At 70.1% G+C, this 11,687-nt stretch carries 9 protein-coding genes; 4 read left to right on the top strand and 5 right to left on the bottom strand.

The features are described 5' to 3' along the window. The first annotated feature begins 89 nt into the window (after positions 1-89). Positions 90-980 (top strand): LysR family transcriptional regulator, encoded by an 891-nt coding sequence (locus AC6CR5_RS17845; protein ID WP_026382245.1) that lies wholly within the window; start codon positions 90-92, stop codon positions 978-980. Here the strand turns inward: AC6CR5_RS17845 and AC6CR5_RS17840 are convergent. Beyond that, positions 928-1,965, bottom strand: a complete 1,038-nt coding sequence (locus tag AC6CR5_RS17840) for a 2-isopropylmalate synthase (RefSeq protein ID WP_395500593.1) — start codon at positions 1,963-1,965, stop codon at positions 928-930. The two genes, AC6CR5_RS17845 and AC6CR5_RS17840, sit on opposite strands and share 53 nt — an antisense overlap. Positions 1,966-2,408: 443 nt before the next feature. Between AC6CR5_RS17840 and AC6CR5_RS17835 the strand changes: the two genes are divergently transcribed. From AC6CR5_RS17835 to AC6CR5_RS17825, 3 genes are all read left to right on the top strand, one after another. Beyond that, positions 2,409-3,236 (top strand): AraC family transcriptional regulator, encoded by an 828-nt coding sequence (locus AC6CR5_RS17835; protein WP_047992010.1) that lies wholly within the window; start codon positions 2,409-2,411, stop codon positions 3,234-3,236. Between the two features lie 113 nt (positions 3,237-3,349). Further along, positions 3,350-5,215, top strand: a complete 1,866-nt coding sequence (ilvD, locus tag AC6CR5_RS17830) for a dihydroxy-acid dehydratase (protein WP_047992009.1) — start codon at positions 3,350-3,352, stop codon at positions 5,213-5,215. Between the two features lie 157 nt (positions 5,216-5,372). Further along, positions 5,373-6,254: a LysR family transcriptional regulator gene (locus tag AC6CR5_RS17825; protein ID WP_047992008.1), complete on the top strand. Its 882-nt coding sequence runs from the start codon at positions 5,373-5,375 to the stop codon at positions 6,252-6,254. 63 nt (positions 6,255-6,317) lie between these two features. Here AC6CR5_RS17825 and lpdA read toward each other — a convergent pair whose 3' ends face one another. The 4 genes from lpdA to AC6CR5_RS17805 are packed head-to-tail and all read right to left on the bottom strand — an operon-like array spanning position 6,318 to position 11,676. Next, complete coding sequence (gene lpdA, locus AC6CR5_RS17820) at positions 6,318-7,715, bottom strand: dihydrolipoyl dehydrogenase (protein ID WP_498084778.1); 1,398 nt, start codon at positions 7,713-7,715, stop codon at positions 6,318-6,320. Between the two features lie 8 nt (positions 7,716-7,723). Further along, complete coding sequence (locus tag AC6CR5_RS17815) at positions 7,724-8,992, bottom strand: pyruvate dehydrogenase complex dihydrolipoamide acetyltransferase (RefSeq protein WP_498084777.1); 1,269 nt, start codon at positions 8,990-8,992, stop codon at positions 7,724-7,726. Positions 8,993-9,004: 12 nt separating this feature from the next. Further along, positions 9,005-9,496 (bottom strand): VOC family protein, encoded by a 492-nt coding sequence (locus AC6CR5_RS17810; protein WP_054439043.1) that lies wholly within the window; start codon positions 9,494-9,496, stop codon positions 9,005-9,007. Then, positions 9,493-11,676, bottom strand: a complete 2,184-nt coding sequence (locus AC6CR5_RS17805) for an alpha-ketoacid dehydrogenase subunit alpha/beta (RefSeq protein ID WP_104413562.1) — start codon at positions 11,674-11,676, stop codon at positions 9,493-9,495. The genes AC6CR5_RS17810 and AC6CR5_RS17805 overlap by 4 nt, the downstream gene beginning before the upstream one ends. Positions 11,677-11,687 lie beyond the last annotated feature (11 nt).

The following is an 11,687-nucleotide window of genomic DNA, read 5'->3' as shown; positions in this document are numbered from 1 at the left end:
AGCCGCCAGTGTGGCGCAGGCCCATGCATAAATAAAGCTTTGGTCTGTTATGGTTTACATAAGCAAAACTTTGGATGACGGGCGGACTCATGCGCGGCCTCAATCTGGACGCCCTGCGCACGTTTGCGCAGGTGATCGAACTGGGCAGTTTTTCGGCCGCCGCCGAACGCGGCGGCATCACCCAACCCGCGGTCAGCCTGCAGGTGCGCCAGCTCGAGCGCCGCTTCGGCCTGAAGCTGGTCGAGCGGGTCGGCCGGCGCGCCGGTCCCACCGCTGCCGGACTGGAACTGCTGACCCACATCCGCGCCATCGACGCGGCGCTGGCGCAGGCCGAGCAGGCCATGACCGCGCATGCTTCACAGGTGACGGGCCGCGTGCGGCTGGGCACCGGCGCCACCGCCTGCACCTACCTGCTGCCGCCGCTGCTGGCTGATCTGCGGCGCCGTTTTCCGGCGCTGGACGTGGTGGCCAGCACCGGCAATACCGCCGACATGCTGCGCGGGCTGGAGAACAACACGCTGGACATCGGCCTGGTGACCCTGCCCGCGCCGGGGCGCATGATCGAGGCCACGCCGGTGCTTGAAGACGAGTTCGTGGCCATCTTCCCCGCGCGGGGGCCGCTGGCGATTCCCGACGCGGTGACGCCGCAGGCGTTGGCGGCATTGCCGCTGGTGCTGTTCGAGCCGGGCGCGCGCACCCGCCGCCTGGTGGACGACTGGTTCGAAGAGGCCGGTGTGGCGGTCAAGCCGGTCATGGAGCTGGGCAGCACCGAGGCCATGAAGGAAATCGTGGCCGCCGGCCTGGCCTGCGCGGTGCTGCCCAGGATGGCGGTGAGCGGCGCGGGCCAGCGCGGCAGCCTGGCGCTGCGTTCGCTGGCGCCGCGCCTGGCGCGCACCCTGGCGGTGGTGGTGCGCCGCGACAAGCCGCTCAGCCGCGGGCTGCGGCACCTGCAGGAGGCATTGCTGGCGCTGCGGACGTGAACGCGTAGGGATGGAACACGTCCACCGGCAATTGGTTGCATGCCTGCACGCAGTCGCGCACGGCGGCCATGTCGGAAAAGTCCAGGCCGCTGGCGATGCCCTGCCGGTCCAGGTTCAGCGCCAACGTCACCAGATCGACGTTGCCGGTGCGTTCGCCGTTGCCGAAGAGGCAGCCTTCGACGCGGTCGGCGCCCGCCAGCACCGCCAGTTCGGCCGAGGCCACGGCGGTGCCGCGGTCGTTGTGCGGATGCACGCTCAGCACGATGCTGTCGCGCCGCGCCAGGCGGCGGTGCATCCATTCGATCTGGTCCGCGTACACGTTGGCGGTCGTGCACTCCACCGTCGACGGCAGGTTGATGATCATCTTGCGGCCCGGCGTCGGTCGCCAGATGGCGCTGACCGCATCGCAGACCTCGAGCGCGAAATCCAGCTCGGCCAGGCTGAAGGTCTCGGGCGAGTATTCGTAGATCCACTCCGTCTCCGGATGCGCGTCGGCCAGCGCGCGGATCTGGCGGGTGCCGGCCAGCGCGATCTCCTTGATCTCGGCGCGGCTCATGCCGAACACGATGCGGCGCCATTGCGGCGCTATCGGGTTGTACAGGTGCACGATGGCGCGCGGCGCGCCGCGCAGCGATTCGAAGGTGCGCGCGATCAGGTCGGGCCGCGACTGGGTCAGGACCTCGATGGTGACGTCGCTGGGGATGCGGCTTTCCTCGATCAGCTTGCGCACGAAATTGAAATCCGTGTCGGACGCCGAGGGAAACGCCACTTCGATCTCTTTCAGGCCCACCGCCACCAATTGCTCGAAAAAGCGCAGCTTGCGGGCCGCGTCCATGGGCTCGATCAGCGCCTGGTTGCCGTCGCGCATGTCGGTGCTCATCCAGATCGGCGGTGCGCTCGGACGGCGCGTGGGCCACTGGCGTTCGGCGTAGTCGCGCGAAAAGGGCTGGACGGGGCGGTACTTGTGTTGGGGGTGGTCGAGCATGGAAACCTCCGGCCGCGCGGCGCGCGGCGTCTGTGGCCGCCGGTCTGCGGCGGCGGGCGGGCAAGGGAGGTGGCGAACGGACCCTTCAGAGGGGCCGTGGCTGCCGGGCGGCCACGGGGCGCAAGGCCCGGCAACCGCGCGCTAGTCGTAGCGTCGACGCGGCGGCGTGCGCGACAGGAGTGTCGAAGGGGCGGGCGGCCGGAAGGGCTGGCGCGCAGGCGCAAGCGGGGCGGGCGTCCGGGATCGCGCGCGTCGAGGTGAAGGCGTCCGATTTGCCGGCCACGCGCGCGCGCCTGCCGCGCAAGGTGGCGCAGGCGGCGGTGGAACGGGGGACGGGACGCATGATCGGGGCGCGGGCAGCAATGAAATCGAACGGGGATGCCGGCAGGATAGGTACACTGGAAAAGACCGTCTACCGCCAGCTGGACATGAATCGTCGAGAAATGGACAAACCCAAACCGCCGTCGCGCCTGGTCGGCTCGCGCAAGCCCGCCGATCTGGACCTGTTCCCATACGAATCCTCGCTGCGCCCGGTGGCCGCGCTGGCCGTGGACTACGAGGACGGGCATCGCGTGGGCCGCCACCGTCACCGCCGTTCGCAGCTGGTGTATGCGATCTCCGGCGTGATGGTGGTGGATACCGACGCCGGCATCTGGGTGGTGCCGCCCACGCGCGGCGTGTGGGTGCCGGCCTGGGTATCCCACGCCATCCGCATGAGCGGCGAGCCGCGCATGCGCACCGTGTTCGTCGAGCCGGGGGCGGCCTCGCACCTGCCCACCGAATGCTGCGTGCTGTCGATCTCGCCGTTGTTGCGCGAGCTGATGGTGGCGGCCGCGGAGGTGCCGCTGGACTGGAAGCCGGGCACCCGCGACGGCCGGCTGATGCTGCTGCTGCTGGACGAATTGAAACAGGAGCCGGTGCTGCCGCTGCACCTGCCGCAGCCGTCCGAGCCGCGCCTGGCGCGCATCTGTCGCGCCATCGTGCGCCACCCCGAGCGGCAGGCGGGCGCGGCCGACTGGGCGCGCGAATTGGGGGTGGATCCCAAGACGGTGCACCGCCTGTTCCTGCGGCATACCGGCATGACCTTCGGCCGCTGGCGCCAGCAGGCGCGCCTGCTGGCGGCGATGGAGCGGCTGGCGCGCGGCGAGCGGGTATTGGATGTGGCCCTGGACCTGGGCTATGAAAGCCCCAGCGCCTTCGCGGCCATGTTCCGCAAAGCCCTGGGCGAGCCGCCCAGCGCCTTCGCCGCGCGCGGCGCGGCGTCCGCCTGATGGCCGCGGCGCGGTCTCGGGGCGGCCTCGGAGGCGGTCCGCGGCCGCTGTGCGCCGGAACCAGCGTATTATTTACCGTTTTGCCGCCCACGCTAATCGCCTGAGACAAGATCATGCCGCACTACCGTTCCCGCACCTCGACCCACGGCCGCAACATGGCCGGCGCCCGCGCCCTGTGGCGCGCCACCGGCATGAAGGACGGAGACTTCGGCAAGCCGATCATCGCGGTGGTCAACTCGTTCACGCAGTTCGTGCCGGGCCACGTGCACCTGCGCGACCTGGGCGCGCTGGTCGCCAAGGAAATCGAGGCCGCCGGCGGCGTCGCCAAGGAATTCAACACCATCGCCGTCGATGACGGCATCGCCATGGGCCACGGCGGCATGCTGTATTCGCTGCCTTCGCGCGAACTGATTGCCGACTCGGTCGAATACATGGTCAACGCGCACTGCGCCGACGCCATGGTCTGCATCTCGAACTGCGACAAGATCACCCCGGGGATGCTGATGGCCGCGATGCGCCTGAACATCCCGGTGGTGTTCGTGTCCGGCGGCCCGATGGAAGCCGGCAAGGTCAAGTCGCCGACCGACGGCAAGGTGATCGCCAAGATCGACCTGATCGACGCCATGATCAAGGCCGCCGACCCCAACGTGTCGGACGCCGACGTGGCCGAAGTCGAACGCAGCGCGTGTCCGACCTGCGGCTCCTGTTCCGGCATGTTCACCGCCAACTCGATGAACTGCCTGACCGAGGCCATCGGCCTGGCGCTGCCGGGCAACGGCACCATCGTCGCCACGCACGCCTGGCGCAAGGGGCTGTTCGAGCAGGCCGGCCGCCTGGTGGTGGACCTGTGCCGCCGCTACTACGTCGAGGAAGACGAGTCGGTCCTGCCGCGCAGCATCGCCACCAAGAGCGCGTTCCAGAACGCCATGGCGCTGGACGTGGCCATGGGCGGTTCCACCAACACCGTGCTGCATCTGCTGGCCGCGGCGCAGGAAGCCGGCGTCGACTTCACCATGGCCGACATCGACCGCATTTCGCGCAAGGTGCCGTGCCTGTGCAAGGCCGCCCCGGCCACCGACAAGTACCACATCGAAGACGTGCACCGCGCCGGCGGCATCCTGGGCATCCTGGGTGAACTGGCGCGCGCCGATCTGCTCGACCTGTCCTGCGGCAACGTGCACAGCGGCACGCTGGGCAACGCCATCGCGCAATGGGACGTGGCCGGCGGCGCCGGCGAAGCGGCGCAGAAGTTCTATCGCGCCGCGCCTGGCGGCATCCCCACCACCGTGGCCTTCAGCCAGGACGCCACCTTCCTGACGCTGGACACCGATCGCAAGACCGGCTGCATCCGCAGCAAGGAAAACGCCTACTCCAAGGACGGCGGCCTGGCCGTGCTGTACGGCAACCTGGCCGAGAAGGGCTGCATCGTCAAGACCGCCGGCGTGGATGAATCGCAGTGGGTCTTCACCGGCCGCGCGCGCGTGTTCGAAAGCCAGGACGACGCCGTCGAAGGCATCCTGGGCGACAAGGTCGTGCCGGGTGACGTGGTGGTGATCCGCTACGAAGGCCCCAAGGGCGGTCCCGGCATGCAGGAAATGCTGTATCCCACGTCGTACCTGAAGTCCAAGGGCCTGGGCAAGACCTGCGCGCTGTTCACCGATGGCCGCTTCTCGGGCGGCTCGTCGGGCCTGGTGATCGGCCACGCCTCGCCCGAAGCGGCCGAGGGCGGCACCATCGGCCTGGTGGAAGACGGCGACACCATCGAGATCGACATCCCCAACCGCAAGATGCATCTGGCCGTGTCCGACGAGGAACTGGCCCGCCGCCGCGCCGCGATGAATTCGCGCGAGGATGGCGGCTGGCTGCCCGTGGATCGCGAACGCGTGGTGTCGCAGGCCCTGCAGGCCTACGCGGCGCTGGCCACCTCGGCCGACCGTGGCGCGGTGCGCGATCTGTCGCAGCTCAAGCAGAAGCGTTGATCGGCCGGCGGTCGATCCCATGGAAAAAGCGGCGCCGCGTGCGCCGCTTTTTCTTTTGTGGTCGCAGAGCCAGATAACCCTGCCGTCGGCCCGGCCACCGCGCAACCGGGGCGTCCACGCGCTATAAAATTCCGCTACTCGTGATCCGGAGTCAAAAATGGCGCTCAATTCCGAGGCCCTGCGGTTGTTCCTGGGCGTGGTCGACGCCGGCTCGATGAGCGCCGCCGCCGAGATGCTTGGCCAGACCGCGTCCGGCGTCAGCCGCGGCCTGTCGCGCCTGGAGGAAGACCTGGGCGTGACGCTGCTGAACCGCACCACGCGGCGCATGGAGCTGACCGCCGAAGGCGCGCATTTCCTGCACAAGGCGCGCCAGATCGTGCAGTCGTTGGAAGAAGCCGAGGAATGCATGCGCATCGTCAACCAGCAGCCGGCCGGCCGCCTGCGCGTCGATGCCTCGGTGCCGGTAATGCTGCATTGCGTGGTCCCGCATGTGGCGGACTTTCGCCGCGAGTATCCGGCGATCTCGCTGGAGCTGACCAGCAATGATCGCATCGTCGACCTGATCGAGCATCGCACCGATGTGGCGCTGCGCATGGGGCCGTTGAATGATTCCACGCTGCATGCGCGGCCCATGCGGCCGCGCCCGCGCTGGCTGATGGCCAGCCCCGAATACCTGGCGCGGCGCGGCGTGCCGCGCACCGTCGAGGACCTTGCCAGCCACGAGCTGCTGGGCTTCACCCAGCCCGAAAGCCTGAACGTCTGGCCGCTGCGCCATGCGGGCGGCTCGACCTATCTGGCCACGCCCACGCTGGCCACGTCCAGCGGTGAGACTCAGCGGCACCTGGCGTTGCGCGGCGTGGGCATCGCCTGCCTGTCGGACTTCGTGTCGCGCGACGACCTGCGCGAAGGGCGCCTGGTGCGCATCATGGAAGACCTGCACACCGACTACCTGCAGCCGATGCACGCGGTGTACTACCGCAATACGCAGCTGTCGCGGCGTATTGCGTGCTTCCTGGATTTCTTCGCCAGCCGCTTGTGAAGCGGGGCGCCCCGCGCGGCCGAGGACGGTCCGCGCGAGACGCCTGGCGCGTTGCCACGGGCCTTAGCCGTGCAGCGCCCGGCCGAAGGCCGCCAGCACCGATTCGTGCAGCGTCTCCGACAGCGTCGGATGCGCGAACACGGTGTGCATCAGGTCTTCCTCGGTGGCTTCCAACGCCGCCGCCACGCCGTAGCCGGCGATCAGCTCTGACGCCTCCGGGTGGATGATGTGCGCGCCCAGCAGCTCGCCGGTCTTGGCGTCGAACACGGTCTTCACCAGCCCCTGGTCCTCGCCCATGGCGATGGCCTTGCCGTTGCCGACGAAGGTGAATCTGCCGACGCGGATCTCGCCGCCCGTCGCCTTGGCGTGCTCGCGCGCGCGGGCCTCGGTCATGCCGATGCTGGCGACCTGCGGATGCGAATAGGTGCACGCGGGAATGCGCAGCGGATCGAGCGCGTGCACCGGCAGGCCGGCGATGGCTTCCACGCACAGCACCGCCTCGTGGCTGGCCTTGTGCGCCAGCCACGGCGCGCCGGCCACGTCGCCGATGGCGTAGACGCCCGGTTCCGCCGTGCGGCCCAGGCCATCCGTGACGATGTGGGTCTTCTCCACCTTCACGCGGGTCTGCTCCAGGCCCAGGTTCTCGACGTTGCCGACGATGCCGGCCGCGACGATGACGCGCTCGACCTCCAGCTCGATCTGCTTGCCCTGTTGCTCCAGCACGGCCTTGACGCCGGTGGCCGTCAGGCTGGACGACTTGACCGCGCACTGCGTCAGCACGCGGATGCCCTGCTTTTCGAAGGCCTTGCGCGCCAGCGCGGAGATCTCGGCGTCTTCCTGCGGCAGGATCTCGGCCGTCATGTCGATCAGCGTCACCTCCGCGCCGACCGCGCGGTAGAAGCTGGCGAACTCGGCGCCGATCGCGCCAGCGCCCACCACCAGCAGCGACTTGGGCAGCGCCGGCGGCGTCAGCGCCTGGCGGTAAGTCCAGATTCGTTCACCCACCGGCAGCGCCGGCAGCTCGCGCGCCCGCGCGCCGGTGGCCAGGATGATGTGGCGGGCCGACAGCGTGGCGCCGTTGTCGAGCGCGACGCGGCCGCCGCCGGCCAGCTTGGCGCTGGCGGCAAAGACCGTGACGCCGTTCTTCTTCATCAGGTGCGTCACGCCCTGGCCCAGGCGGCCGGCGACCTTGCGCGAGCGCGCCACCATCGCGGGCAGGTCGGGTTGGGCCGCGCCGGCGCCGGTCACGCCGTACTGGTCGGCCTCGCGGCAGGCGCGCAGCACGGTGGCGCTGTGCAGCAGCGCCTTGGTCGGGATGCAGCCCCAGTTCAGGCAGATGCCGCCGAGTTCGGCGCGTTCCACCAGCGCGGTGGACAGGCCCAGTTGCGCCGCGCGGATGGCGGCCACGTAGCCGCCGGGGCCGCCGCCCACCACCACCAGGTCAAACGAAGTCTTGGTCATGGCGGGGCTCACAGCAGGATGCGCACGGGGGCTTCGATCAGCGCGCGGAAGGCGGCCAGCCAGCGCGCGCCGACGGCGCCGTCCACCACGCGGTGGTCGGCCGACAGCGTCACGGTCATGACGGTGGCGGCCTTCAGGTCGCCGTTGTCGTCCACCACCGGGCGGCGCTCGGCCGCGCCCACCGCCAGGATCGCGGCCTGCGGCGGATTGATGATGGCGGCGAACTGCTTGATGCCGTACATGCCCAGGTTGCTGACCGTCAGCGAGCCGCCGGTGAATTCCTCGGGCTTCAGACGATTGACCTTGGCGCGGCCGGCCAGTTCGACGATCTCGGCGGCGATGGCGGACAGCGGCTTGACGTCGGCGTCGCGCACGATGGGCGTGACCAGGCCGCCGTCGGTGGCCACGGCCACGCTGATGTCGGCGCCGGCGTGGAATTCAATGGCATCGTCGTGCCAGCTGGCGTTGACCTCGGGCACCTCGCGCAGCGCCAGGGCGGCGGCGCGCACGATGAAGTCATTGACCGACAGCTTGACCGCGCCGCCCTGGTTGGCCTGGGCGCGCAGGGCCAGCAGCGCGTCCATGCGGCAGTCCACCGTCAGGTAGAAGTGCGGCACCTGCTGCTTGCTTTCGGTCAGGCGGCGGGCGATGGCGCGGCGCATGCCGGAATGCGGCACGCGGCGCGCGGCGGCGCGATTGGCGGACGGCGTTGCGGCAACGGGCGAGCGGTCGCGCGCGGCCTCGACGTCGCGGCGCACGATGCGGCCGCGCGGGCCGGTGCCCTGCACGTCGAGCAGGTTGACGTGCCATTGCGCGGCCAGGCGGCGCGCCAGCGGGCTGGCGAAGCGGCGCGTGCCGGGAGTGGGGGCGTCGGAAGCGGCGTCGCGTGCGGCGGGCGCCGGCGCGGCGATCGGTGCCGCATTGGCGGTGGCCGCAGGCGTCGCTGCCGGCTGCGCGGCGGCAACGGGCGCGGCGGGCTTTGCCGCCTGCGCGCCGTGTTCCGCCAGCGCCTGATCGATCGCGGCGGCGTCTTCGCCCGGCGCCAGCAGCACGCCGATCACGGTGTTGATCGGCACCGACGCCGGCCCGGCCTGCACCACGATGCGGCCGAGCACGCCCGCGTGTTCGGCGTTGATCTCGACGATCGCCTTCTCGGTTTCGATTTCCGCCAGCGCCTCGCCCACGGCGACCGTGTCGCCTTCCTGCTTGAGCCATTGGTGCAGCGTGCCGGCGTCGGCATCGGCCGCGACGGAGGGGAGCTTGATAAGGTGTGCCACGTGTATTTCGTCCTATTCTGCGCGCACGGCCAGGTCGGGCCGATAGGCCGCCGGGTCGTCGTATTCGACCAGTTCCAGCACATTGCCTTCGGGGTCGCGGAAGAAGGCCAGCCAGGTGCCGGGCCGCACTTGCATCGGCGCCGGATCGCTGTCGAAGACCACGCCGCGCGCCCGCAGGCGCTCGACGGTGCCGGCCAGGTCATGCACGATGAAGGTCAGGTAGGTGCTGCCCTGGCGGTCCAGGATGGCGGCGCCGCGCACCGCGGGCTCCGGCGCCACGGCCGGCTGCAGCAGCTTGATGCGCTCGCCGTACGAGGTCTGCAGGCGCGCCACGTCGTAGCCATGCTGCGTCAGGCCGGTGGCGCGGGCCTTGTCGGCCGGCACGCTGACGCGGTTCACCAGCGTCAGGCCGACTATGTCGGTGTAGAACGCCAGTTGCGCGTCCAGGTCGGCGCAGCAAATGCCGACTTCCATCGGCACGCTCATGCGCAAGGCGGCGTTCATGCGCGTTCTCCCAGGTCGGCCAGCACGTCGTTCAGGCCGGCGATGACTTCTTCCGTGTCGGCGAAGGCCGCGCGCTCCAGCACCTTGGAGATGCTGGGCGAGGCCTCGCCGCCCGTGACGCGCTTGACCGGCTGGTCGAGCCAGTCGAAGTAGCGGCGCTGGATCTCGTCGGCCAGCATGGCGCCGTACGAGGTGCCGCGCGCGCCCTGTTCGACGATCAGCACGTTGTTGGTCTTCTGGATGCTGGCGCCGATGGTGTCCCAGTCGAGGTTGGCGCGGTCCAGCGTGCGCAGGTCGATCACCTCCGCATCCACGCCGGTTTCCTCCGCCGCCTTGAGGGCGCGGCTGACCATCGACAGGTAGGTCAGCACCGTGACCTTGGAACCGGCGCGGCGCACGCGCGCCTTGCCGAACGGAATGGCGTAGTCCAGGTCGCCGTCGGGAACCTCGCCCGACGAGGCGTACAGGTCGACGTGCTCGATCACCAGCACCGGGTCCTTTGAGGCCAGCGCGGTGTTCATCAGGCCGATGTACTCATACGGCGTGGACGGCGCGACGATGCGCCAGCCCGGGGCTGTAGCGAAGACGCCGGCCGGGTCCATCGAGTGCTGCGAGCCGTAGCCCGTGCCCATCGCCACCTTGGTGCGCAGCACGAAGGGCACGTCGATGTCGCCGCCGAACATGTGGCGGGCCTTGCCGATCTGGTTGAAGATCTGGTCGGCCGCGACCCACATGAAGTCGGGGTACATGAATTCCACCACCGGCTTGTAGCGACCGTCCATGGCCAGGCCGCCGCCCAGGCCGGCGAAGGCGTTCTCGGAAATCGGCGTGCCCAGCACGCGGTCGGGGTACTTGTCCTTCAGGCCGCGGGTGGCGCCGTTGGTGCCGCCCTTCAGGCGGTGCACGTCCTCGCCCAGCACCACCACGCCGGGGTCGGTTTCCATGCGGCGATCGAGCACGTCGGCCACCGCGTCCACGAACTTGCGCTCGACGCGGGCGCCGGCATGGTCGGCGGCGTCCTGGTAGCGCAGGCCGGCCAGTTCCGAGCCGTCGCTGCGCAGGCCCACGTCGCGGAAGTCGGGGCGCGGCCACAGGTCGGCGCGCACGCGGCGCTTGCCGCCGTCGGTGGCCTCGGTCAGCCGGCCCGACACGTCTTTCATCACGTCCTTGCAGCGCTGGCGCAGGGCGTCGACCTCGGCCTGGGTGATCAGCTGACGGCCGATCATCTGGCTGGCGATCTTGTCGAGCGGATCGCGGCGGCGCCATTGCGCCTCTTCTTCCTTGCTGCGGTAGCCGAAGGCGCTGCCGGGGAAGGGGCCGTTCTGGTGGAAGAAGCGGTAGACGTCCACCTCGATGATGGTGGGGCCGTTGCCGGCGCGCATGTGCGCCACGGCTTCCGACATGGCCAGGTGCACGGCCAGCGGGTCCATGCCGTCGACCTGCCAGGCCGGGATGTTGAAGGCCTGGCCGCGGGCCGACAGGCGCGGCTCGGCGGTCGATTCCTCGACCGTGGTGGACACGGCGTAGCGGTTGTTCTCGATGAAGAAGCACAGCGGCGTCTTCCACGCGGCGGTCAGGTTCATCGTCTCGAGCACCGAGCCGATGTTGACGGCGCCGTCGCCGAAGTAGGTCACGGCCACGCGGTCGGTGCCGGCGTGGTGGTGGGCCCAGGCCGCGCCGGCGGCCAGCGGCACGCCGCCGCCGACGATGGCATTGGTGCCGAGCGCGCCGGCTTCCAGCCAGCGCAGGTGCATGCTGCCGCCACGACCGCGGCAGTAGCCTTGCGCCAGGCCCATGATCTCGGCCAGGGTCTTGTGCAGCACTTCGTCGATGGCGGGCGTGAGCGGGTTGCGCGGATCCAGGCCCAGCGGCGCGACGTGTTGCAGCGCCTTGGCCAGGAACTGGTGGTGGCCGCGGTGCGAGCCGTTGATCTGGTCGCCGGCGCCCAGCGCCAGCACCGAGCCGACGGCGCCGCCTTCCTGGCCCACCGACGAGTGGGCGGGGCCGTGCACCAGGCCTTCGGCGGCCAGGTCCAGCACCGCTTCCTCGAAGGCGCGGATCCAGTGCAGCTGCGTCAGCATGGTGGCCAGCAGCGCGGGGTCGGCCTGTTGCCAGTCCGAGGCCTCGACCGTCAGTTGCCGCCAGGGCGCCTGGGAACCAAGCGGTTGGTAGGTGGCCATGAGTGAATCTC

The sequence above is a fragment of the Achromobacter sp. EG18 genome (genome assembly GCF_059759395.1).
The sequence above is the reverse complement of the archived record's forward strand: the minus strand, read 5'-3'. Positions and strand labels throughout refer to the sequence as shown.